The following is a 22181-nucleotide window of genomic DNA, read 5'->3' as shown; positions in this document are numbered from 1 at the left end:
AAACTGTACGGGGAGGCTAGGCCAGGGGCATCGCTTTGTGACCCAGGCGATGCCTCGCGGCGCGCGGAACCGTCCGCACCGGTCAGCTGCTGGACTCAGGCGGTGAGGAGGGTTTCGCCGGGCCTCCGTAGACGGTGCCGCCGTAGGGGGTACCGGTGTCGGGCTGCTCATCGGGCGGGCTGACGATGTTCTTCACCCGCGCCCGTCCAGCCCACGCGGTCCGTTCGGCTTCCTTTTCGGCGCTCTTGGGAAAGAACTGGGCCCGGTCCTCGTTCATGTCCGCTGACTGGCCATCCGCACCAAAGGTGCTGATGTCGGGCGCGGAGACGACCGGCTTAACGTCAGGCTGCTTGGAAGGTGCGGGCTTTGCGCCAGCGGCGGGCTGCTGGGGGTCCGTCACTTTCTGGGTCGCCCCGTTTTCAACCGAGTTGTCTGCCGGGGTGTGCTGGGCGGCGGCCCGATTCTCAGCGTGGTTTTGCGCCGCCTGAGCCTTGGATTCCTCGGCGGCTCTGGCGCGCGCGGACGGTTTCATTCGCTGCGTGGAGGGTGCGTCTTCGGGCTCCGGGGGCAAGACGGGCTCGGCCATGACCGGTTCGGCTTTGACAGGCTCAGCTTTGGCAGGTTCGGCGGTGTCCGAATCGGGGCCGTTGTCAGCCGGTTCGCTTGCTTGTTCGACGGCCGCGGTTTTCCCAATGACCTCTTCGATGGGGGCGTCCCATGGGGTCAGTTCGGGACCATCGGGGATGACGAAGCCCGCATCAGAGGCCGAATCGCCCGCGCTGGGATGATCGGGAGATTCTTTGTCCCGAGCCTCCGTTGCGGCGGCCTGGGCATCCTCGGCGGCTTGGGCGGAGTCGGCCTCGTCGCCTTCAACGTTCTGGGCCACCGGTGTGACCTCGGGGTCGACTGTGGCCGGGGCTGGCTCCGATTCGGTTGGGGCTGGCTGAGGTTCCGGGGCCGAGGACGGCGCCTCCTCTGCTGGCTCGGTGGGTGGCGGCTCCGTCTGCGGGAGGTTCGAAGATGAGGAGTCCGGCCGAGTCGAATCCTCTGGAGTCGCCTCAGCGGCAGACGCGGAGGCCTGCGATGGGAAGGTCAGCTGCGGAGGCGGTGGCGCGGATTGCGGCTGCGGCGCGGGTGAGGTCTCCACAGCCTCGGACGTGGTCGACTCCGTCGAGGCCGTCTCTGGTGTGGCCGCGTTGGGGTCCTCCCACACCGCCCGGGACGGGTTGGGCTGGACCACGGTCTCTTCCAGCTCCGGTTCGGACACCGCGCCGGGGGAAGGCTGCGGGCCCGGGTCCGGCTGTCGGTCCCCTGCGGGTGGCGCTGCCACCTGAAGGGGAGGCTCGGGCTGACCTGCGGCCGATGGCTCGTCCGCAGAGGCCGGGGCAAGAACCTCCGATGCCGGCGGCTTGGACGGCTCCGGCGCAGGTTGCGGGCGTGCAGGCGGGGTAGCTTCCAGGGCCGGGGTGGGTTCGGTGGGCTTCGCCGGTGCCACGGCCGCGCCCGCGCCCATGGGCGGCAAGACCGTCGATGGCGCTCCAGGCGGAGGCGAGGCGGGCGGTTTCGGAGGCGTTACCGGGGCTGATGCCGCAACCGGGGGCAACGAGGCCGATCCGGACGCGGGCCCAGGTTCACCGTGCAAAGGAGGGACAGGAGCGGAGGCTCGACCCCCGTGGGCCCACTGTTCATGCTGCTCGTGGCGTGAATCGGGCCCTTGTTCGGCACGCGGATCGGAAGCGTAACCGGACCGCCACTGCGCATCAGGGCGCGCCACCGGCGCCTGCCCAGGCACAGAGACGGATGCTTGACCTGGGCGGTGTCCGTTTGCCGGGGCATTGTGGTGGCCGTAGCCCTGAGGCGAGACCGCCGAGCGGCCTTGGGGAGACAATGCGCGAGAGGGACCTTGCGGGGGAAGGGCCTGCGAGGGGCCCTGCGGGGGAAGAACGGAGGCGTGACCAGAGTGGGGCGGCTGAAATTGGTGGTGCGTGTTCGCCCCCGGTGGCGCGTACTGTCCTCCTGGTGGGGCCGAGACCGAACCGTAGCCGGAGTTATGGCCATAGGCCGGTGGCGGCTCGGCGGGAAAACCACCCAACGGAGGCTGCAAAGGGACACCGCACTGCGGACAACGTTTCTGGGTAGGCCGCAAACGCTGACCGCACGCGCCACACGAGTTGTTGTCCACATGGCCTCCTCGCAACGCGGCGGTTCTCACTGCGCCGCAATAATTTGGGCTTTCACCTAAAGGGGCAACTTACCATCACGGCACGAGGCCACCATGTCCGTAAACTGGGCCACTCGGCCCCGGAAATAGCTCCTTCGATGCCGTCAATACAGCTCAGGACCTTGGCCACTGGGCAGGCACCGACCCAACCCAACCGGGGCATCGCTGGGGACACAGGGAATCCCTGGCAATGCTGTCCTGTACCCACGCTAAAGCCTCATCGGCCGAAGCACAACAAAGCATGTAACCACTTCGAACCCTACGCCTCACACCGGGCACAGCCAACACCGCAGTAGCCGGATTCGTCCGTTCTGAGAGGACTTGGGCGACGACCCGATTCCGAGGTGACCAACCGACGGATCAACCGCTCGGGGTCGGTCTGGGAGAGGGTGAAGACGTCGGCGAGTTGGTCGGAGACGGACTAGTCGTCGGACTGGGAGACGGTGAGGACGTCGGCGAGTCGGTCGGAGACGGAGACTGCGTCGGACTGGGAGACGGTGACGAGGTCGGAGACGGCGAGCTGGTTGGACTCGGCGACGGAGACTGCGTCGGACTCGGACTCGGGCTCTGAGTCGGGCTGGGAGACGGCGACCTAGTCGGGCTCTGGGTCGGGCTCGACGTCGGAGAACTAGTCGGCGAGCTCGTCGGGGACGGCGAAGGATCGCTCGGTCCCGAACCGTCGCCATCGACAGCGTCAACCACCCGCGTGGCACCAAAGTAGTTGCCAAACCACACGTTGCTGATCTTCACCACATCACCAGTGCGGGGAGCCTGCACCATCCGTCCATCACCCAGGTAGATGCCCATGTGATAGATCGAGCGCCAATCGCCGGGCACATCACCCCAAAACAGCAGGTCCCCAGGCAACAAATTTTCCACCGCCACCGGCTTATGCCTGGTCGCGTAATACTGATCGGCGGCCACCCGTGGTATCTGCACCCCCGCGTGCCGATAGGCCATCTGGGTCAGACCCGAACAGTCGAACGTCGCCGGACCCGTCGCCCCCCACTCATAGGGCTTGCCCAGCTGAGCAAGCGCGTACTCCAAAGCCATGATCGCCTCGGGAGCGGCCTGCTTGCCGTCGATTTCAGTCGAGAAGTCCCCGGAGTGTTCTCCAGCGGCCTCTTCGCGCTGACGCTCCAGACTCTCGATCAGTTCGAGATTTTCCTCGATGAGTTCATGCAGCTCTTCTTCTTGGTCATCGCGCGCCTCAACCGCCAGCAGCCAACGCTCCTGGGAGCGTTGGGCGGAGGCCTCGGCGGCATCGTAGGTGGCCCGAGCTACGGCCTCACCGCTTTGCGTCTGGTTGAACTGTGAGGTCAACGCCGGAAGGTCCCAGTCGGAACCAGCGCGGTCGGGGGCGTTTACCGCGAGCGGATCACTGGCGCCGGTGTCGCGGTAGGCCTCAGCGGCGGCAAAGTCTAGGCGTTCTTGCGCGGCCTCAAAGGCTCGTAGCTTGTCCTGCCAGGCCTCATACGTGACCGTTTCGCGCTGCCGTCGCTCGTCGAGCTCATCAGTGGCGCGGGTGACGTCTTCGTTGAGCTGCGCCAACACGATCTGGGCGCGCTCGATCTTCGCAGCCAGCGGACCGTGTTCGGTCTCAGGGTTGGTAATCGGGGCATCGCCCAGACCATAGTCGTCTTCGATACCGCTAAAGGGCCGGGAACCGTCGTCGGGGACCGTCTCCCCCGGTTCCGCCACCGCGCTCTGGCTCGCAGCCAGCAAAACTAGCGCTGTGCCAAGCGCCACAAGGGCGCGTTTGCCGAGGCGTAGCAGGCGCATAGAGGGGGTCCTTAATATTGCGCTGATAACGGGGACGACTATCACTTTACCGAACCCGCGCACCCGGCGGTAGGCTCGATGAGGGTTCCCCGTTGGTCGAAACCCTGCTATGGCGGTGATATGCGACATCGTGAGCCGTCTGTGGCTTATCGTTCGCCCACCAAGCCAGCCGACGCCGCCACCAGGCATTTGACCAGCTAAAAGCCCACACATTTTCGTTCAGCGCAGATTGAGGTGCATTGCCGTGGCGACGTCTGAGGCGTTCAAGCGCGAGATAGAAGAGAAGCTGGCAGCCGGAGAACGGCTCAGCTACGAAGACGGCGTGTCGCTGTACGAATGCGATGACCTGGCCTGGCTGGGTCGACTCGCCCACGAAGTGCGCCGCGAAAAGAACGGCGACCGGGTGATGTTCAACGTCAACCGACACCTCAACCTCACCAACGTGTGCTCCGCCTCGTGCGCCTACTGTTCCTTCCAACGCAAACCCGGCGAGAAGGACGCCTACACGATGCGCATCGAGCAGGCCGTCGAACTAGCCAAGCAAATGGAGAACGACCAGCCCACCGAGCTGCACATCGTCAACGGGCTCCACCCCACGCTGCCATGGCGCTACTATCCGCGCGTGCTCAAAGAGCTCAAAGCCACCCTGCCCAAGGTCGCCCTCAAAGCCTTCACCGCCACCGAAATCCAGTGGTTCGAGAAAATTTCCGGCCTGTCCACCGACGAGATCCTAGACGAACTGATCGAGGCCGGGCTCGAATCGCTCACCGGCGGCGGAGCCGAAATCTTCGACTGGGAGATCCGCCAACACATTGTGGACCACGACTGCCACTGGGAAGACTGGTCGCGCATCCACGGCCTGGCCCACGCCAAAGGGCTACGCACACCCGCGACGATGTTGTACGGGCACATCGAGGAGCCTCGCCACCGGGTCGACCACGTGATGCGCCTGCGCCAGATGCAAGACCGCACTGGGGGGTTCTCGGTCTTCATCCCGCTGCGCTACCAGCACGACTTCCACGACTCCGCCGATGGCAAAATCCGCAACAAGCTACAGGCGGGCACGACCATGGCTTCCCCGGCCGACTCGCTCAAGACTTTCGCCGTATCCCGCCTCATGCTGGACAACTTCGACCACGTCAAATGCTTCTGGGTCATGCACGGCCTCGACGTGGCCCAGATGAGCCTCAGCTTCGGCGTGGACGACCTAGACGGCTCTGTGGTCGAATACAAGATCACCCACGACGCGGACGACTACGGCACCCCCGACAAAATGGGCCGGGAGGAGCTGCTCGAACTCATTCGCGACGCGGGATACCAGCCGGTGGAGCGCAACACTCATTACGAGATCATGCGCGAGTACGACGCACCGGAGTCGCTGGCCGAGCGTCGCGCCAGCCCACAGTCGGTGTACTTCTAACCAGAGACCAAAGCTCATTGGGGTATTCACCCAAATGAGCCGCAACGACAAGGCCACCGCATGAGTAAACCGGAATCCCCCGCTGAGACGACACCGACGTTTCCCCACCGTGACGAGCAAGGTCGCGTAGCCGACCTGCAACAATGGTTGGGGTACGTGGCGGCCTCGGTCGTCATCGGCTTCGGCCTCCTAGCAATCGTCGACGTGGTCGTCAGCCTGTTCAACTGGGGCACCTTTGGCAACACCAACGGCTGGGTATCCGCGATCCTCGCGGCATTCCTCTTCGCCGACGACTTTAAACACAACCGCTTCCGGTCCTCGCGCTGGAGCGCTATGGCACTGGCGCTGCTGCTGGGCATCGCCGCCATGATCGCCGCCAGCCTGATCCTGCCTCCGTGGCCACCACTATTCGCAGGTGGGGCAGCCGCGCTGGTAGGGGCTCTCACCTACGCATGGGCGTGGTTCGCCGGAGTGAGGGCACTGGGGTACGACATCGAGGAGAAAAAGACATCATGAACCCGGTACTGAAATACCTCCTGGCCCGCGTCGGGATCTTCGCCGTGTTGGCTATCCCGCTGGCGTTCCTTATGAACCTGCTGCTAGCGATGGCCACGGCGCTCCTGGTGTCGATGGCGGTCTCCTACTTCGTGCTGAAGGATTCGCGCGAGGCGATGGTCAACCACATCGACGAGGGCATGAAGCGTCGGCAAGAGGAGAAGGAAAAGCTGCGCGCCGAACTCAACGGCGACTGAAGACAGCGCTGGACCACGACTAGATCTCTTGGAATTGCCATAGGGGCTTTCGGCCAATAAGCAGCTGAAAGCCCCTTTTTTGGCTTGTCACGTGATAACTAGCTCTGGGATTGACAACACCTGCCAGTATTACCAAATACTTCACAGGCATCGCTCGCTATGAGCGCCCTTGATGGTAGCCGTTCCGCTCGATGCTTCCTACCGAGCAACCAAGTTCCGGCGGGCACAGTGGAACAGATCGTGGTAGCGCGCGAGCGTTAATCATCCAAAAACACCTCTGAGGCGTCCACGGCGGTCACAGCGCGATCGAACCACGTCCCCAGCTGTTCGAGATCGGTGCAGGAGGTGACGCGCTCACGCTGGGATTGCGAGATGGTCACAGACCGATTGGCGAGAAGGCGCAGCAGCATACGGGCCTCGCCTTTTGCCTCGCCTTTTGCCTCGCCTTCAGCCTCGATCGCGTCGGCGGAATCGCCCAGCAGGGCACGGTGGAAAGGATATACATCCGGCATCATGACCATCCTTATCGTCTCCACGTCTGATTCATCCAGGAACGGGATGAACTCTCTAAGAGGCTTACGAAAAGTGCGCGTTCAAGGCCGCAGGAGGTGAAGTTTACGCAGGTAAACGAGCCGACGAGAACGCCGAAGGTGCCTTTTGCGCAAGCCTCTACGCATAATCCATTGCCTCCTTCTCGGTCAGTTCTCGCAGTTGCGCGTCCATTGTCTTGACGATGTCGGATCGGTGGAGCGAATCGTGGTGGATGAGGACCGACAGAACGGTCTCCTCAATGGCGAATGGCCCTTCCCTACGGCTGACGGCCTCGGGAATGTCGTCTGGCCCCAGCACGTAGGGCTGGAAGGTCAAGCCCCACAGTCGGTCACATCCTGCGGTCGCCGCCCACCGGGAGGTGCGGCGGTCGGGGCACACGACAAGGAGCGCGACATCGCACTTGAGGCGCCGCTCCAGGTTGGCCATGTAGGCCACCCAGCCGTAGGGCTTGTCGGTCGCGGGCCGGTTTTGCATCTCGATGATGACGGCAAAGACAGTAGTGCCGTCTTCGTCCCGGCAGATCTGCACCGCATCACCGTTGAGTTCGACCGGGCGCACGTCGGTTAGCGCTTCGGAGGACGGCTCGACCGAGGCAAATGACGGCAGCTTGTCACCGAATGCCATTCACAACAGCGCGCCCGTGACCGCAGGCCTTTTCTGAAACACCCGCAGCGGGGTCTCGTGTTTGAACGTAGGCATGAAGCCACGTTAGAAAAACGCGGGCTGGAATCCGTTGCGCCACACTAGTACTAACGGACAACCAACAGTCACATAGGTGACAGAAGTCGTCGACTAGCCGCCGATCTCGTTGCAAATGCGCAAGGTTTCACCGGCACCGGTCTCAACGGCCTGCCCATAGTGTTTCAGCCAGGAGCGCACCCCATCGGGGGAACCGGTGGCGAAGGCCTTTTGCGCACCGACGTATTCGGGCTGACGCTCCCAGTGACCCCAGTCGGTGGCGATGAGGAGCCGAGGGTCAAGTCCACGGTTGGCTAGCACTAGGCGCGCGGCCGCCCGGGCGACAATGTCGTTCATCGTCGCAAAAGGTCGCAGGGCCAACAGTTCACCGTGGACGACGGCCGCTTGCAGCCCGGCCGGGATCTCCTTGGTGGGGCTGGTGATGAGCGCGCACAACGCGTCCATGCGCGCTTGGCCGACCTCATCGAGGACGGGGCGACCGACCTCGCCGTTGTCGCCAACGTCGCGGGCGGCCATGAGGTGAAGCTTGGCGAGGACATAACGCGGGGATGCTCCCCACAGATCCACCAAGGACGGCAAGGTGGTGGAAATACGCAAGACGCCTTGCACGGTGGGATCGTCAACGGCTCCGGCTTCGAGAGCCTCGGGGTCGCATTCGATGCCCTCCAGGTTAAGAGTAGCGATGGTGTTACGCACAGCTACTTCGCTGGCCACCTCTGCGGCGTGATTGCGCATTGTCTTGTGCCAAAGCATCCGGTCAACGGCCGCGCGGGCGTTTTCCATTGCATCGGCAACCTCGGAAAGTTCAAGCAGAGGCGAGAGAGGATCCACGTTCGGCACCATATCGTTGAGCGTCTACAGCAAGTTACCCTACCGCCCAAAACGGATAATGCTCACAGCTGCCTTCATCCTAATCTGGTAACAGTTTTCACCATCGGGCTTGACTCTTGGTGATCAGTAGGGCGCGAAAGACGCCTCGAATGGGCGCTTAGGCGCATTGGCACGCTCATATTGCGAGCGATAGTGTTAGGGACCATAGATTTGAGTCACAGTCGCTTCCCGTTTCGCGAAATAGTTAACTAAGCTAACAACAAAGAACTCAAGCGAACGAGGCACAACGTCAGACTGATGGTGGCGAGGATGACAGCTCGTGCGCCCGTTGCGCCCCGGAGAAGACTCAAATGGGACCCAACAATGAGCAAGGAGACAGACACATGGCCGAATCCGGGCAAGAAACTCTGGCCAATCTCCTGACCGAAACCCGTGCCTTCCCTCCAAACGCCGACATCGCCACGCAAGCGAACGTCACCAAGGCCGCCTATCAAGAGGCGAGTGAGGACCGGGTGGGGTTCTGGGAGACCCAGGCCAAACGCTTGCATTGGGAGACCGAATGGGAGCAGGCCCTCGACTGGTCCAACCCACCATTTGCCAAGTGGTTCGTGGGCGGCAAGCTCAACGTCGCCTACAACTGCCTGGACCGGCACGTGGAGGCAGGCAACGGCGACCGAGTCGCCCTCCACTGGGAAGGTGAACCCGGCGATTCCCGCGACGTCACCTACTCGCAGCTACTAACCGAAGTCAAACAAGCCGCCAATACCCTGACCGACCTGGGAATCGAAGCGGGCGACCGGGTCGTCATCTATATGCCCATGATCCCCGAGGCCGCGGTGGCGATGCTCGCCTGCGCGCGCATCGGAGCGATCCACTCGGTAGTCTTCGGCGGATTCTCCGTCGACGCGCTAGCAGGGCGTATCGACGACGCGGGAGCCAAACTCGTCATCACCGCCGACGGGGGCTACCGACGCGGCAAGCCCTCCGGGCTAAAGGACACCGTAGACGCGGCTGTCGAACGCTGCTCCTCGATCGAGAAAGTGCTCGTCGTTAGGCGCACCGAGCAAGAGGTGGCCTGGGGCGACAAAGACCTGTGGTGGCACGAGACGGTCGCGCAAGCCTCGGCGCACCACGAGGCGGAAGCCTTCGACGCCGAACACCCCCTGTTCATCCTGTACACCTCCGGCACCACCGGCCGCCCCAAGGGAATCCTGCACACCGGTGGCGGTTACCTCACCCAGACTTCCTACACCTTCCACTCGGTGTTCGACCACAAGGCCGACGACGTCTACTGGTGCACCGCCGACATCGGCTGGGTCACCGGGCACTCCTACATCGTCTACGGCCCCATGTCCAATGGCGCCACCCAGGTGATGTACGAGGGCACCCCCGATACCCCCCACAAGGGACGTTTCTGGGAGATCGTGCAAAAACACAAGGTGTCGCTGCTGTACACCGCGCCCACAGCCATCCGTACGTTCATGAAGTGGGGAGACGACATCCCCGCCGAATACGACCTGTCCAGCCTGCGCATCCTCGGATCGGTCGGTGAACCGATCAACCCCGAGGCCTGGATGTGGTACCGCGAACACATCGGCGGCAATAGGGCCCCCATTGTCGACACGTGGTGGCAAACCGAGACCGGCGGCATCATGATCTCGCCGCTGCCGGGCGTCACCGCCACCAAACCAGGCTCGGCCCAGACCCCGTTCCCCGGCATCGCCGTCGACGTGGTGGACGAGTCCGGCAAGTCAGTGGGCAACGGCGAGGGTGGCCTGCTGGTAGTGCGGGAGCCGTGGCCGTCGATGCTGCGCACCATCTGGGGCGACGACGAGCGTTATATCGAGACGTACTGGTCGCGCTTTGGTCACATGTACTTCCCCGGAGACGGGGCCAAACGCGACGAGCAAGGCGACATTTGGCTCCTGGGTCGCGTTGACGACGTCATGCTTGTCTCCGGGCACAACATTTCCACCACCGAGGTGGAATCGGCACTGGTCAGCCACCCGAGTGTGGCCGAGGCCGCCGTAGTGGGCGCGTCGGACCCTATCACCGGGCAAGGCATCGTCGCGTTCGTGATCGTGCGCGGCGGCGTGGAATCCTCAGAGGAACATTTGGCCCAGCTGCGCACGCACGTGGCCACCACGCTGGGGGCTATTGCCAAGCCGCGCCAAATCATGGTCGTGCCGGAGCTACCCAAGACCCGCTCGGGGAAGATCATGCGGCGTCTGCTGCGAGACGTGGCCGAAAAGCGCGAACTCGGTGACGTGACGACACTGCAAGACTCCGCGGTGATGAACCTGATCAAGGACGGGCTCGACAACAAGTCGGCCGACGACTAGACACGCCGTAAGGCTAGGGGGCGGGCGTATGCCCGCCCCCTAGCCGCGTATTAGGCGGCTCTTCGCCGGTGCCGGTAGGCCCTCAACAGTGGCAACAGCTAGAAGTTAGCGGCTAGAGGCCTCCGTTGCGCACACTTCAGCAGTCGACATCGTCGCCTGGGCCAGAACCGTAACGTTTGAACATTGTGCGGCCGGGCGGCTCCAGCGCATCGGACACATCATCACCGGAGATCCGATTGGGCATTCCATCTGGAGCCCATCGCCACCGGGGCCGAAATATGGCATTCAAAAATTCGGTTATCCGCTCTTCCTTTTGGATCCGTTCATCCATGGCCATAGTGAGAATTTCCGTTCCGCCTTCCAAGGGATCATCAGTGTCGACGAGGTCCGCATTTGCCTTTTCGAGGCTGGGAATCGGATCTCGCAGTGTGATGTCCAAGTGCTCTTGTATGCGAACGCATTCACCAATCGAAATCGCCACCACCAGCGCGACCACAACCAATTGCCAGGTGATCAAGCCACCGCCATCGGCGGTATCAAAACTGGTCATGAACATCCCGACCGCAAGCGCCGCCGTTCCCACCGGCGCTAGCAATGGGTGGACAGTGCTGGCGTTGAACGTTGTCGTCACCGCCGTGACCACCCATCCCAGAGTTCCGATCAACAAGGCCACAATCGTTGCCCCGTAAAAGAACGCCAGAATGATCGACCCGGCTCCATACCAAAACCCGGAGAACACATCCACCCGAGCGAAAACGTCGAACTGAAAAAGCAGGTACGCGGCAGTCGCAAGCGCCCCACCGACGAGGAACACCGAAATAAAGCCAAACCCTGCCTCGCTGTAGACAGTGCCAGACCAGATTCGGCCCCACCAATCCCGATCGGCCAACCAGGTAAGCACGACCGTGACAAGCGGAAGCAGGACCAGCGCATGGTAGAGGATGGGCAGCCACCGGTCGGCCACCCAATAATTCAAAGAGGTCCAGGCTAGATCAATGGCCGACCCGGAAGTGGGCACAAAATACATGAGGGTGACGGCCACACAGAATGCCACCACTCTAAATCCGATAAAGGCCATGACATCCACTGGCGGCCCGGTGCGGTAGTGAAACGTCGCGACGGCTATCGAAAGCAGCAACGCGGTCACCAACAAGGCGACAATACACATCAGGATCAGAAAAAACACGCTCAACTCCTGCTGAACAGCTGGGGGTCAAAGTCCGAGGGATCGGTTGTTTCTGACTTCGGTTTCTTGAATGCACAGGCTGAGGCGAAAAGCAGATGTAAGGCGGCGGGAAACTTGGGTAAAGGAACTGGCGACAAGGTCGCCGGTGCCGTTTCGCAAGCCTGGCAGTACATGAAGCTGTTTTGTCAGGGTAATACCGGCTTGCCAACTGACGACCAACGAAAGTGCGCCAGCGCTCTCGTAGTTCAAGACAACAATAGAGCTGATTCAAGGGTGCGGCCCTATATTCGGGCGAGCTAGGAGCCCGCCCGCGTTGTGCGTCGATGCGACCCGGCGATGGCGATCCAGGTGAGACGGCGACCCCAAACAGGCCAGGGAGACGGCCCCGGCCGGGGGTTAGTCGAACCGGGGCCGCCACGAGCGATGCGTCCGTTCTCCCACCGCACACGGTGGGCGCGCCGCAGAAACGCACTCGGGAGCTAAACCGCCAGCGCCAAACATGTCCACCCCCGTGGATGGTCAGTGGCGCCTGGTGTGGTCTCTCAAGGCTCCACGGCCGCCAGCGCAATCGCCAAAATAGTCGCACCGAGAGCTATGGCCACCACCTCGCGGTGGGCGCGGTGGCGGCGCAGCCACGGCCAGGCGTAGAGAGCCAGGATGGTCATCCCGAAGCCGATCCCCAGCAGTGCCAGTGACATCGGCGGTCACCGCCGCTGATCCGGTGCGGCTGGCAGAACGCCAGTGGCCAAGAGGTAGCGGATGGACTCCCCGGTCCGCCCAACCAGACGGGCTCGCACGTGCAGAGGTTCCCGCAAGTACAGCGGGTCCCACACGGTGTGCACGATGGTGCCCGCCAGGACTGCCATGTGGGCGATGTCCATGGGTTCGCCGGAGGACAGATGATTACGCAAGCTGATGCGCCTCGGATCTTCGCTGTCGGTGAGGGCGGTGTGCCGGTGACTGAAGAGCCAGAAGTCCGCGACCACGGTGTTCGTGGGTAGTTGGCGCAGCGCTGGCCGCTGTGCCTGGTCGTCTTCGGCCACGGGCACGCTCACCACTCCTCGCAAGGGACGGTGGTGGCGCGCAGGTGTTGCCGGGTCGCTAGGAAGATGTCGGCGTCGCGTTTGGTCAGGCAACCCACGCCGCGCTTCCACGTCTCGTTGCACAGGCGGCACACCAGCCGCCCGGTGAAAGGGAAGGTCCAGGATGGACGCGGCCGGTGTTGCCACAGGTGTGTTGTCAGTTCGCCCTCACGTTCGTCGAACAATAGCGTTGCGTACGTGCGCTTTAGCTGGGCTCGGCCAAGGACCGGGCGTATCGTGGCAGATGGCATGAGAGTGAAACCTCCTTGCTGAAGGCCCGCCGCCGGGGAACGCAGGACCAACTGACGCTGGCGGCGGGCCGTCTTATGGTTTCCCTCGCCGCGAGCAGCACCGGTGTATGGCGAGGGCCGGGGCCGGTTGCCATGCCAGAGGTGGCATGGGGCGTCGGTGACCCGATAGGCCCGGCCCGGTTCGGTCGAAAGCCAAGAATTGGGGACCGATCACCCGGCCGGACTTGGGAAGACCATACGACGGGCGCAAGAGGATAGTGAAGACAAAACACCACTTGCGAATTGCACTGCCTCGATTTGCAAGGGTGTGATTCGCAAGGGGTAAACACGCACGTCGGTGCCCCACTTGGACTACCCGGCACCCATGCAACTTGTGTCATGATCTGGAGATGACGCACAGCGCCCACCACCGCCCAACCCTCGCCGGGCGGATTCTCGCCAACCGCATCGAACATGCACGCAAGAGAGCCAAGCTCTCTATGGGAGAGCTAGCGAAGCTGGCCGGGTACCACACCAGCACGATCTCCCGCATCGAAGCGTGTAAGCAGGGTGTCAGCAGACCACAGCTCGATGCGCTGGTCAAACACTTGAGTCTCAGTAAAGCCGAAACCAGCGAGGTGTACTCGCTGCAACTACGTAGTAAAGAGCGCGGCTGGTGGGAGCCCTTTAGTGAACACGTATTGCCCGTAACCCCATTGTTCGTCGAGACCGAACAAGCGGCTAACCGTATTGACTCGGTGGAACTGCAATTGGTGCCAGGGCTCCTGCAAACGGAGGACTATACGAGAGAGGTTCAAGTAGCGGAAGGCTACTTCCACTCAGAAACCAAATACCAAATAAACCGTGAACTGCGCCTCCAACGACAAAAACACATCTTCTACCAAGAAGACATACCTTCAATTCGTTACTTGCTCGGCCCCGCCGTTTTCGTTTACCTAAACAATTTGCCTAGCCAGATCCGAGAACCACAGTTGGAGCGCATCAAAGAGCGTGCGAGCCTGCCAGAAGTGGACATACGTATGCTCGATCAACTCAGCGGCGCAAATGTTTCATTCACCCTTTTGACACTGGATTTCCTGGGTGATGAGACCGGAACCGTCCTCCACTCCGAGCAGGTGGGAGGCGAGCGGATGATTGAGGAACGGCGAGTAGTCTCAAGGTACGCGGACATCTTCGAGAGAACGTTCGCCCAGGCAGTGACGCTAGAGGAGTATCTGACGTGATGACACAGTGGCGCAAATCCAGCCGTAGTACCGGAGGAGGCAACTGCTTGGAAACGCGGTGGCGCAAATCAAGCCGCAGCGGGGGTACAAACTCGAACTGTGTGGAGTCGCGCTTGGCTGCTGGGGCGTTCCAGGTGCGGGATTCCAAGTTGGGCGACGCTTCGCCGGTCTTCGACGTTCCCAGCCAGGATTTCACCGGTCTGTTGCGTGCCGCGCAGCGCTTAAGACACAGCAGCCCAGCGGCGACACTCAATAGCTACGACGACTTGGCGGTCTTCACTATCGGTGAGGGCCGTTTCGCTGTGTGGAGGGGGAAACGGGGCTCTGTGCCTACTGTGGCCCGCGTGCGGCCCTCTCGGCGCGAAACGCGCCACTGGCTAGGCCGGGAGGCAATACGGCGCAGCCGGTGGCCGAACATCGAGCCGCCAGGCGCGGCCGGTTCCCCGACCCACTCCCAGATAGTGATAAACGTCTATCTCTTAGACCCCTCAGAACACCTCTATCAGGCATAACAAGTCATAAAATGCCTTCGGATGGCCAAAAAAGTGGTAGCTGTCATATGCTGAGGCACACTCACAGCACTGGTGCCCTTACACATTCTTAGGGTAGGCTCTGCGCGTGATTCGTTCCCACCACCCGGCGCGCGCGCCCTACGCCCCACCCCTGCGGTGGTGGCTGCGCGCGGGAACGAACGGCTACGTTTCCAGCTGGGGCGCGCCCTTCGCTGGCACGCCCCCGGACCAGCCTTCGTCTTTAATCCACGAGCGGCGCCAGCTGCTCGTATAGTTTCCTATGCCCGCACTACGGACATTGACGCCTGCCCCGACGAAGGATGACCATTGCTACTCATATGCGTCGCTGCCACGGCAACCCTTGCCGCGATAGCCCCGTTCGCGGGCCGATATTTGGGCCGAAACGCCGGTTGGCCGCTCGCCGCAGGGCTACTGGCCATCGGCGTGCTGCTGTGGACCAACGCCGACGTCTCCGGCACCTCCGGCACCACTGAATCCCTACCGTGGATGCCCACCCTCGGCATCGAACTAGCGTTCAAACTCGACGGCCTGGGCCTCCTCTTCTCCTTGCTCGTCTTGATCATCGGCGCGGCAGTCCTGGCCTACTCGGCCCGCTACCTCGGCCCCGGCCCCCAAGGCAGCTTCTACGGGCTGATGACCCTCTTCGCCGCCGCCATGCTGGGCCTGGTCCTGGCAGACGACATCATCGTCCTCTTTGTCATGTGGGAGACGACCACCCTGTGCTCGTTCTTCCTCATCGCCCGCTCAGGTCCCAAAGCCCGCGAACCCGCCATCCGCACCCTGCTGGTCACAGCCGGCGGTGGTCTGAGCCTGCTGGGTGCCGTCGTGGTCATGGCCGTCAGCGTGGGAACCACCAACCTGTCGGCCATCCTGGCCGACCCCATCTGGGGCAGCGACATGACGTTCACCGTCACCGTGGCGCTCCTGATCATCCTGGCCGCCTTCACCAAATCGGCCCAGTTCCCGTTCCACGCCTGGCTTCCCGACGCGATGGCCGCCGCCACCCCCGTCAGCGCCTACCTGCACGCGGCCGCCATGGTCAAGGCGGGCATCTACCTGCTGATGCGTTTCTCCGGAGTGCTCGGAGACGTGGCCATCTGGAACATTCTGCTGATCTCCTGTGGTCTGCTGACGGCCATCTTGGGGGCCGTGCTGGCCATGCGCCGCTGGGACCTCAAAGAGCTGATGGCCTACTCCACGGTCAGCCAACTGGGTTTCCTCGTCGCCGCTATCGGAATCGGCACCGAAACCGCCCTGATCGCCGCGGCCATTCACACCTTGGCCCACGCCCTGTTCAAGTCGACCTTGTTCATGTTCGTCGGCATCATCGACCATCAAGCCGGCACTCGCGATATCCGCCAGCTGTCGGGCCTGCGCCACACCATGCCCATCAGCGCCATCACCGTCAGCCTCGCCGCGCTGTCAATGGCCGGTGTGCCGCCCCTGTTGGGCTTCATCAGCAAGGAAAACCTCTTCGCCGCGTTCCTCGAAGCCCCAGGTGCCCCCTGGTTGGGCCCCATCGTGGGCGGACTGGCGATGAGCGCCGCCATCCTCACCTTCGCCTACTCCGGACGGATCGTCTTCGGAGCCTTCGGTGGCCCCCGCTCCTCCTCCTCCGCATCCGAAGCCTCCCCCGCCTACCTCTTCCCGGCCGTGCTTCCCGCCCTGGCCGGTCTGCTGCTGGGGCTGTGGCCCGCCCTGGCCGAGCCACTGACCAGCGCGGCGGCCTCAGCTTCCACCCACCTCAACCTGGAAGCGGGACTGACCCTGTGGCACGGGGTCAACGCGCCACTGATCATGTCGGTGATCGTGATCGCCACCGGTGTGGCCATGGTCGCCAAACGCAACAGCGTCGACCCCCTCCTCAACCGCGGCTCACTACCCTTCACCGCGCTGGGAGTCGTCGACGCCGCCCGGGCTGGCATCATCACCTGGGGCGCCAGGGTCGGCGACCTCACCAGGTCCGACTCGCCAGCGCGCCACCTGGCCATTCCGACCGTGTCGCTGGTGCTGATCGCCATCGTCGGCGTGATCACCATTGGCCCCCTACCCGAACAGGTCCCCGGGCTGTCGCGCCCCATGGACTGGGGTCTGGTGATGATCGTTCTCATCGGCGTCATCGGGGCGATGACCGTGCGCACCCGCATCGGGGCCGTGGTCGTGGTCGGAGTGGTCGGCTTCGGCGTCACCCTGTGGTACTTCGTACTGGGAGCCGCCGACGTGGCGCTGACCCAAATGCTGGTGGAAATCCTCACCGTCGTGGTCATGGTGCTGCTGCTACGCCGCCTACCCCGCAAGTTCCACCGGCCCACCAAACGCCGCGCGGTAGCCGCGGGAATCATCGCGCTGGGCGCGGGCGTGGCCACCACGCTGGGCGTGCTGGCGATGACCGGACGCCGCGAACTGTCCAGCGCGGGCGAATACTTCCTGCGTGAAGGAGAAGACGTCACCGGCGGTACCAACGTGGTCAACACGATCCTGGTGGACTTCCGAGCCTTCGACACCCTGGGCGAGCTCACCGTCTTGGGAATCGCGGGCATCGCCATCGCCGTGTTGCTGCACTCGCGCCCCATGCTGCCCTTCGTGGACGAACCCATTAAGGTGCGTGCGGATTCGCCCCTGATCGACCCACACGACAACGCCATCTTCGGACGCAGCCTCGACCGCCTGCTATGGCCGGTGATGATCATCGTGTCACTGTGGTTCCTGCTGCGCGGACACAACTCGCCCGGCGGTGGCTTCATCTCCGCCCTGATCGGTGGCGCCGGATTCGCGATGGCCTACATCACCGCCTCCTCCGACCGCTCGGCCAAGGTCAAAGCCCCCTACATGGCCCTCATCGGCAGCGGCATCATCATCGCGACCGCCTCGGGTCTATTGGGCTACTTCGACGGATCGTTCCTGTTGCCGCTGCACGGGTACATCTTCGGAATCCACCTGACCACGGCCCTCGTCTTTGACGTGGGGGTCTACCTAGCCGTGATCGGTGTCGTGCTGGCGGCCCTGAACCTGCTGGGCCGATCCGCACCGGCGCTGGTCGACCCGGCTCCACCGGACAAAGCCACACCCACCGAAGCCAGAAACGACGAAAAGGAGCTGACCACATGACACTGGCGATCTCAGCCGGTCTGCTCATGGTCGGCGCGGTCTATCTGATCTTGCAACGCGGGATGCTCCGCATCATTCTCGGCTTTATCCTGCTGAGCCACTCGGTGAACATGATGCTCTTCGCCGCAGGCGGCTCCGATAGGCGCTCCGAACCCCTGGGCTCCGACCCGGACCCAGCGGTGACCGCCGACGCGCTACCACAGGCATTCGTGTTGACCGCGATCGTGATCGCGTTCTCCATCACGATCTACATGCTGGTGCTGGCCGTGACCGGACACGGTGACGACGACACCCGCGACCAAGTCACCGACGACAACGAGGGCCCCACCGGCGGCGACAGCGCCGCGCAGCGGGAAGAAACACCGGCCACTAGCCCCCAAGGCGAAGGGAGTAACACATGACTGCCTCTCTTCTGCCCCTGCTGGTGGCGGTGCCGCTGCTAGCTGGCGGTGCCCTGGCCATGGTGCGCGAACGACAACGGCTCAACGCCGTGGTCCTCATGGGTGTGCTCAGCGCGTCCCTAGCCGCGAGTGTGTGGCTGGTGATCGATCAAGTCGAGGGCGACATCCTCGCCCATGGAGTGGCCGCGTGGCCCTTTGGCATCGCGATCCCCTTCGTGGCCGACATGTTCGCCGCCCTCATGTTGACCGTGACGGGCATCCTCGCCCTGACCTGCTCGGCGTTCGGCCTCGCCTCCGGTCACGCCCGGCGGCCCTTCTTCGCGGCCCTCGTGCTGTTCTTGGTCGCCGGAGTCAACGGAGCGCTGCTCACCGCCGACCTGTTCAACCTCTTCGTGTTCATCGAAGTGATGCTGCTGCCCTCCTACGCGCTGCTGGTGCTATCGGCGCCGGGCAAGGCCGGGATGGGCCGCATCAAGGGTTCCCGCCTCTACGTGACGGTCAACCTATTGACCTCCACGATCTTCCTGGCCGGGGTCGCGTTCCTCTACGGAGTCACCGGGACGGTGAACCTGGGCGAGCTAGCCGGGGCGGCACAGGAATCCAACGCCGCGGCCTTCGCCGCCGCGATCTGTCTGTTCGCCCTGTCCATCAAGGCATCGGTCGTACCGGTACACGGCTGGCTGGCCCGAACCTACCCATCCACCTCACCGGCGGTCACCGCGCTGTTCTCCGGGCTCCACACCAAAGTGGCCATCTACGCGATCTACCGCATCTACGCGGTGATCTTCGACGGGGACGCGGCCTACCTATGGATCGGTCTGGTCGCCTTCTCGCTGACGATGGTCATCGGCGTCATGGGAGCGGTCGGCGAATCCTCCAGTCGATCCATTCTGGCCTTCCACATGATCAGCCAGATCGGCTACATCTTGTTGGGTGTGGCACTGTTTGGCCCCATCGGCCTGACAGCGGGCATCTTCTACCTGTTGCACCACATGATCGTGAAAGCGTCCCTCTTCTTGTCCACCGGGGCGGTGGAAGTCAAATACGGCTCTGCCAACCTGGGGGATGTCAGCGGGATCGCCAAACGAGAACCGTGGGTGGCCGTGGCCTTCTTCGCCGCGGCCCTGTCCCTGGCCGGGTTGCCTCCCTTCTCCGGGTTCGTCGCCAAGCTGACCCTGATCAGCGCGGCCATCGACGCCGGTCAAGGAATCGTGGCCGCCACGGCGATCCTGGTCAGTCTGATCACCCTGTTGTCGATGCTGAAAATCTGGTCGGGCATGTTCTGGGGCCCGGTCAAGACCAACGATCACGCCGTCTCGCAAGGGGCGCTGCTGACCGCCACCAGCACCGATCGACGGATCGGAATCGGACTCTTGGCACCCTCGATGATTCTGGCCCTGTTGACGTTGTCGCTGGGTCTGGGTGCGGAACTGTTGCTGTTCCTCTCCGAAATCGCGGCTTTGGGCCTCGATGACCCAACCGGTTACATACAGGCGGTGACGAACTCATGAGTTGGTTGACATGGCCGTGGCGAATCCTGTGGTTCATTTGCTGGTTCTTCAAGGAAGTCGTCCGCTGCAATTGGGCCGTCATCATCGACAACCTGTCACCGGGGCAAAATTCCACCACCGGAATCGCCCAACTGCCGACTCGTTGCAACAGCGAGTTTGAGGTCATGCTGTTGGGCACGCTGATCACCTTGACGCCGGGCACGCTCACCGTCGGATCGGCCAGCGACGTCTCGAAGGAACAACCGGAACACACCCTTTATGTGCACGGTATGTACAACGAAGACGCCGACTCGCTACGAGCAGACGTGCGCATCCTAGAGGCGCACATGCTCGCCGCGGTCCGGCGCGAAGGGTTGACATCGTGATCGGAATCGATATCGGCATCGCCTTGGTGGCCATCACCATCCTCGCCACCGCCTGGCGCATCATCGTGGGCCCGACGGACGGCGATCGGGTGCTCGCCTCGGACCTGTTGTTCTTTAGCGTTATCGCGGGCATCGCGCTACTGGGTGTCCGCGTGGCCAGCACGGCCACCTTCGACGTGGTTCTCATCGCCACGCTAGTGGGATTCCTGGCCGCGATGTCCCTAGCCCGGGCTTTGACGAAGGGAAAGCGCTAATGCTAGACATCATCGGCCAAGTCTTTATCGTCATGGGTGGCCTTATCTTCGTGATCGCCGCCCTGGGCCTGGCCCGGTTTCCCGACATCTACACCCGGGCCTCGGCCATAGGTACGGCGGCCGGACTCGGAGTCATGCTCATCGTGATCGGAGCGCTCTTCGTTCACCCCTCCCTGTCCGACACGCTCAAAGTGGCCATCAGTATTCCCTTGCAGCTGGCCACCTCGGCGCTGGGAGCGATCGCCATCGCCCGGTCGGCCTACTTGACCGGCATTCCCCTGGAACAACCACACTTCGACGAGCTGGCCGACGCGTCGGGCGGAACCTCGTCGAGCTCAGACGATCCGCGGTGACGGCGGTAGGTAGGTCCTCACCGAGCACCTTCAGGGAGATCTACCGCCCCGGCGGATGCCATTGGCGTCCGGCCCGATGCGCACAACGACCCATGTTTGCGCTCTAGCTTGCGAAAGCAACGCGGGAGATCGTTCGCTGCCCTCAAACCGCCATCGGTAGGACCAGCGCGCGACATTGGGGAATCACCGGCTCTCGGCGGCGGACGCCCGCTGACGATGAGACGATCGACGCTCGCGTGGCCTCAGTCGGCCAGGGCTAGACCTAGGTTGACGCGGCGCCCCATCACTGACGGAGGCTCGGTGAGGTATGGGGCGAAGAACCCAACTGACCACGCTAATCTCAATACTGTGCACAGAAATTGTTCGCTCACATGAGGCATAATGACGACCATGTTTGATGACTCCACCGCCCTGCGGGAGGGGCCCTGGCGTCATCGTTTTGTCGACGCCAATGGCAGCCGATTCCACATTGCCGAAGCGGGCACCGGCCCGATGGTCCTATTGCTGCACGGATACCCGGAGTTCTGGTGGTCATGGCGAAACCAGATCCCCTACCTGGCCGAACGCGGATATCGGGCCGTGGCCGTGGACTTGCGTGGGTACGGGGCCAGCGACAAAACCCCGCGCGGCTATGACGCCTACACCATGGCAGCCGATGTCACCGGCCTCATTCGCGTCCTCGGCGAACGCAACGCGGCCGTGGTGGGTCACGATCTGGGCGGCATCCTCGGTTTCGCCGCCGCCGCTTTCCATCCCAACAAGATCCGCAGCCTGATGGTGTTGGGGGCCGCCCATCCCTTGCGGCAGCGGGCGGCCCTCGCCGTCGACCCACGCGGACAGTTGCGAGCCTCGGCCCACCTCTTGGCCTTCCAGCTACCCCGGTGGGAACACAAGGTGACCGCCCACGACGCGCGCAAAGTGGCCGAGTTGATGTGGCGCTGGGCCGGTCCAACCTGGCGGGAAACGGCCGACTTTCGCACCTATGTGCGCGCCTGTCGCGACGTGATCCAAATCCCGCAAGCCTCCTTTTGCGCGCTAGAGGCCTTTCGCTGGCCGTTTCGGACCGCCGCCGGGCTCAAAGGACGCCGGTTTGTGCGGCTACTTCAGCGGCCCACGCCGGTACCGACGCTGCAACTACACGGCGCCAATGACACCTGCGTCCTCCCCCGTACCGCGCAGGGCTCGGGGCGTTACATCTACGGCCGCTATGAGTGGCACGTCCTACCAGGCGTGGGGCACTTCCCGCAACAGGAAGCGCCCGCGACAATCAACGATGAGATAGCCCGCTGGCTGGAGTGGAAAAAGTAGCCGCCCT

Annotated in this window: 22 protein-coding genes; 13 read left to right on the top strand and 9 right to left on the bottom strand. The window is 63.2% G+C overall.

Annotation, left to right across the window (positions count from 1 at the left end):
- Nucleotides 1–82 precede the first annotated feature (82 nt).
- Nucleotides 83–2182, bottom strand: coding sequence for a hypothetical protein (locus JQS30_RS01980; RefSeq protein WP_213171732.1), 2100 nt, complete (start codon nucleotides 2180–2182; stop codon nucleotides 83–85).
- A 399-nt stretch (nucleotides 2183–2581) separates the two neighbouring features.
- Nucleotides 2582–4003 (bottom strand): C40 family peptidase, encoded by a 1422-nt coding sequence (locus JQS30_RS01975; protein WP_213171731.1) that lies wholly within the window; start codon nucleotides 4001–4003, stop codon nucleotides 2582–2584.
- Between the two features lie 244 nt (nucleotides 4004–4247).
- On the opposite strand from JQS30_RS01975, the gene mqnE reads away from it, so the two are divergent.
- The 3 genes from mqnE to JQS30_RS01960 are packed head-to-tail and all read left to right on the top strand — an operon-like array spanning nucleotide 4248 to nucleotide 6175.
- Nucleotides 4248–5423, top strand: a complete 1176-nt coding sequence (gene mqnE, locus JQS30_RS01970; protein WP_213171730.1) for an aminofutalosine synthase MqnE — start codon at nucleotides 4248–4250, stop codon at nucleotides 5421–5423.
- A gap of 60 nt (nucleotides 5424–5483) precedes the next feature.
- Nucleotides 5484–5939 (top strand): hypothetical protein, encoded by a 456-nt coding sequence (locus JQS30_RS01965; RefSeq protein ID WP_213171729.1) that lies wholly within the window; start codon nucleotides 5484–5486, stop codon nucleotides 5937–5939.
- Nucleotides 5936–6175: a DUF4229 domain-containing protein gene (locus JQS30_RS01960; RefSeq protein ID WP_213171728.1), complete on the top strand. Its 240-nt coding sequence runs from the start codon at nucleotides 5936–5938 to the stop codon at nucleotides 6173–6175. The genes JQS30_RS01965 and JQS30_RS01960 overlap by 4 nt, the downstream gene beginning before the upstream one ends.
- A 257-nt stretch (nucleotides 6176–6432) precedes the next feature.
- Here JQS30_RS01960 and JQS30_RS01955 read toward each other — a convergent pair whose 3' ends face one another.
- From JQS30_RS01955 to JQS30_RS01945, 3 genes are all read right to left on the bottom strand, one after another.
- On the bottom strand, nucleotides 6433–6690 hold the full coding sequence (locus tag JQS30_RS01955; RefSeq protein WP_213171727.1) for a hypothetical protein: 258 nt from the start codon (nucleotides 6688–6690) through the stop codon (nucleotides 6433–6435).
- 154 nt (nucleotides 6691–6844) lie between these two features.
- Complete coding sequence (locus tag JQS30_RS01950) at nucleotides 6845–7351, bottom strand: M35 family metalloendopeptidase (protein WP_213171726.1); 507 nt, start codon at nucleotides 7349–7351, stop codon at nucleotides 6845–6847.
- 168 nt (nucleotides 7352–7519) lie between these two features.
- Complete coding sequence (locus tag JQS30_RS01945) at nucleotides 7520–8269, bottom strand: Fic family protein (RefSeq protein ID WP_213171725.1); 750 nt, start codon at nucleotides 8267–8269, stop codon at nucleotides 7520–7522.
- Nucleotides 8270–8640: 371 nt separating this feature from the next.
- On the opposite strand from JQS30_RS01945, the gene acs reads away from it, so the two are divergent.
- A complete protein-coding gene (gene acs, locus JQS30_RS01940; RefSeq protein ID WP_213171724.1) occupies nucleotides 8641–10599 on the top strand; it encodes an acetate--CoA ligase in 1959 nt (652 codons plus the stop codon).
- A gap of 136 nt (nucleotides 10600–10735) precedes the next feature.
- Here the strand turns inward: acs and JQS30_RS01935 are convergent, their stop codons facing one another.
- The 4 genes from JQS30_RS01935 to JQS30_RS01920 all read right to left on the bottom strand — a co-directional run bounded on the left by JQS30_RS01935 (nucleotide 10736) and on the right by JQS30_RS01920 (nucleotide 13118).
- Nucleotides 10736–11785 carry a hypothetical protein gene (locus JQS30_RS01935; RefSeq protein ID WP_213171723.1) on the bottom strand — a complete coding sequence of 350 codons (1050 nt, stop codon included), beginning with the start codon at nucleotides 11783–11785 and terminating at the stop codon, nucleotides 10736–10738.
- A 542-nt stretch (nucleotides 11786–12327) separates the two neighbouring features.
- On the bottom strand, nucleotides 12328–12483 hold the full coding sequence (locus tag JQS30_RS01930) for a hypothetical protein (RefSeq protein WP_213171722.1): 156 nt from the start codon (nucleotides 12481–12483) through the stop codon (nucleotides 12328–12330).
- A 6-nt stretch (nucleotides 12484–12489) separates the two neighbouring features.
- The gene (locus tag JQS30_RS01925; protein WP_213171721.1) at nucleotides 12490–12840 is read right to left on the bottom strand and encodes a hypothetical protein; all 351 of its coding nucleotides are present in this window, start codon (nucleotides 12838–12840) and stop codon (nucleotides 12490–12492) included.
- Nucleotides 12837–13118 (bottom strand): hypothetical protein, encoded by a 282-nt coding sequence (locus JQS30_RS01920; RefSeq protein WP_213171720.1) that lies wholly within the window; start codon nucleotides 13116–13118, stop codon nucleotides 12837–12839. The genes JQS30_RS01925 and JQS30_RS01920 overlap by 4 nt, the downstream gene beginning before the upstream one ends.
- A 389-nt stretch (nucleotides 13119–13507) precedes the next feature.
- Here JQS30_RS01920 and JQS30_RS01915 point away from each other — a divergent pair, with 389 nt between their 5' ends.
- From JQS30_RS01915 to JQS30_RS01875, 9 genes are all read left to right on the top strand, one after another.
- A complete protein-coding gene (locus tag JQS30_RS01915; RefSeq protein ID WP_213171719.1) occupies nucleotides 13508–14341 on the top strand; it encodes a Scr1 family TA system antitoxin-like transcriptional regulator in 834 nt (277 codons plus the stop codon).
- Entirely contained in the window at nucleotides 14341–14853 is a 513-nt protein-coding gene (locus JQS30_RS01910) for a DUF397 domain-containing protein (protein ID WP_213171718.1), read from the top strand. The genes JQS30_RS01915 and JQS30_RS01910 overlap by 1 nt, the downstream gene beginning before the upstream one ends.
- A gap of 327 nt (nucleotides 14854–15180) precedes the next feature.
- Entirely contained in the window at nucleotides 15181–17982 is a 2802-nt protein-coding gene (locus tag JQS30_RS01905) for a DUF4040 family protein (RefSeq protein WP_213171717.1), read from the top strand.
- Nucleotides 17979–18383 carry a sodium:proton antiporter gene (locus JQS30_RS01900; RefSeq protein ID WP_213171716.1) on the top strand — a complete coding sequence of 135 codons (405 nt, stop codon included), beginning with the start codon at nucleotides 17979–17981 and terminating at the stop codon, nucleotides 18381–18383. Before JQS30_RS01905 ends, JQS30_RS01900 begins: the two co-directional genes overlap by 4 nt.
- Nucleotides 18380–19894 carry a monovalent cation/H+ antiporter subunit D family protein gene (locus JQS30_RS01895; protein WP_213171715.1) on the top strand — a complete coding sequence of 505 codons (1515 nt, stop codon included), beginning with the start codon at nucleotides 18380–18382 and terminating at the stop codon, nucleotides 19892–19894. Before JQS30_RS01900 ends, JQS30_RS01895 begins: the two co-directional genes overlap by 4 nt.
- Nucleotides 19891–20259, top strand: coding sequence for a Na+/H+ antiporter subunit E (locus tag JQS30_RS01890; RefSeq protein ID WP_213171714.1), 369 nt, complete (start codon nucleotides 19891–19893; stop codon nucleotides 20257–20259). The genes JQS30_RS01895 and JQS30_RS01890 overlap by 4 nt, the downstream gene beginning before the upstream one ends.
- Complete coding sequence (locus JQS30_RS01885; protein WP_213171713.1) at nucleotides 20256–20513, top strand: MrpF/PhaF family protein; 258 nt, start codon at nucleotides 20256–20258, stop codon at nucleotides 20511–20513. The genes JQS30_RS01890 and JQS30_RS01885 overlap by 4 nt, the downstream gene beginning before the upstream one ends.
- The gene (locus JQS30_RS01880; RefSeq protein ID WP_213171712.1) at nucleotides 20513–20866 is read left to right on the top strand and encodes a cation:proton antiporter; all 354 of its coding nucleotides are present in this window, start codon (nucleotides 20513–20515) and stop codon (nucleotides 20864–20866) included. The genes JQS30_RS01885 and JQS30_RS01880 overlap by 1 nt, the downstream gene beginning before the upstream one ends.
- 390 nt (nucleotides 20867–21256) lie before the next feature.
- Nucleotides 21257–22174 (top strand): alpha/beta fold hydrolase, encoded by a 918-nt coding sequence (locus JQS30_RS01875; protein WP_246498005.1) that lies wholly within the window; start codon nucleotides 21257–21259, stop codon nucleotides 22172–22174.
- Nucleotides 22175–22181 lie beyond the last annotated feature (7 nt).

This window comes from Natronoglycomyces albus (assembly GCF_016925535.1).
GTDB classification, from domain to species: domain Bacteria; phylum Actinomycetota; class Actinomycetes; order Mycobacteriales; family Micromonosporaceae; genus Natronoglycomyces; species Natronoglycomyces albus.
Note: the sequence above shows the minus strand (reverse complement) of the source record. Positions and strands in the feature narration are given on the sequence as shown.

Excerpts from the sequence above, each read along its gene's own strand:
- JQS30_RS01920 (WP_213171720.1), bottom strand. The coding sequence starts at position 13,118 with ATGCCATCTGCCACGATACGCCCGGTCCTTGGCCGAGCCCAGCTAAAG.
- JQS30_RS01950 (WP_213171726.1), bottom strand. The coding sequence starts at position 7,351 with ATGGCATTCGGTGACAAGCTGCCGTCATTTGCCTCGGTCGAGCCGTCC.
- JQS30_RS01915 (WP_213171719.1), top strand. The coding sequence starts at position 13,508 with ATGACGCACAGCGCCCACCACCGCCCAACCCTCGCCGGGCGGATTCTC.
- JQS30_RS01930 (WP_213171722.1), bottom strand. The coding sequence starts at position 12,483 with ATGTCACTGGCACTGCTGGGGATCGGCTTCGGGATGACCATCCTGGCT.
- JQS30_RS01960 (WP_213171728.1), top strand. The coding sequence starts at position 5,936 with ATGAACCCGGTACTGAAATACCTCCTGGCCCGCGTCGGGATCTTCGCC.
- JQS30_RS01945 (WP_213171725.1), bottom strand. The coding sequence starts at position 8,269 with ATGGTGCCGAACGTGGATCCTCTCTCGCCTCTGCTTGAACTTTCCGAG.
- JQS30_RS01875 (WP_246498005.1), top strand. The coding sequence starts at position 21,257 with ATGTTTGATGACTCCACCGCCCTGCGGGAGGGGCCCTGGCGTCATCGT.
- acs (WP_213171724.1), top strand. The coding sequence starts at position 8,641 with ATGGCCGAATCCGGGCAAGAAACTCTGGCCAATCTCCTGACCGAAACC.
- JQS30_RS01880 (WP_213171712.1), top strand. The coding sequence starts at position 20,513 with ATGCTAGACATCATCGGCCAAGTCTTTATCGTCATGGGTGGCCTTATC.
- JQS30_RS01890 (WP_213171714.1), top strand. The coding sequence starts at position 19,891 with ATGAGTTGGTTGACATGGCCGTGGCGAATCCTGTGGTTCATTTGCTGG.
- JQS30_RS01895 (WP_213171715.1), top strand. The coding sequence starts at position 18,380 with ATGACTGCCTCTCTTCTGCCCCTGCTGGTGGCGGTGCCGCTGCTAGCT.
- JQS30_RS01900 (WP_213171716.1), top strand. The coding sequence starts at position 17,979 with ATGACACTGGCGATCTCAGCCGGTCTGCTCATGGTCGGCGCGGTCTAT.
- JQS30_RS01965 (WP_213171729.1), top strand. The coding sequence starts at position 5,484 with ATGAGTAAACCGGAATCCCCCGCTGAGACGACACCGACGTTTCCCCAC.
- JQS30_RS01910 (WP_213171718.1), top strand. The coding sequence starts at position 14,341 with ATGACACAGTGGCGCAAATCCAGCCGTAGTACCGGAGGAGGCAACTGC.
- JQS30_RS01975 (WP_213171731.1), bottom strand. The coding sequence starts at position 4,003 with ATGCGCCTGCTACGCCTCGGCAAACGCGCCCTTGTGGCGCTTGGCACA.
- JQS30_RS01955 (WP_213171727.1), bottom strand. The coding sequence starts at position 6,690 with ATGATGCCGGATGTATATCCTTTCCACCGTGCCCTGCTGGGCGATTCC.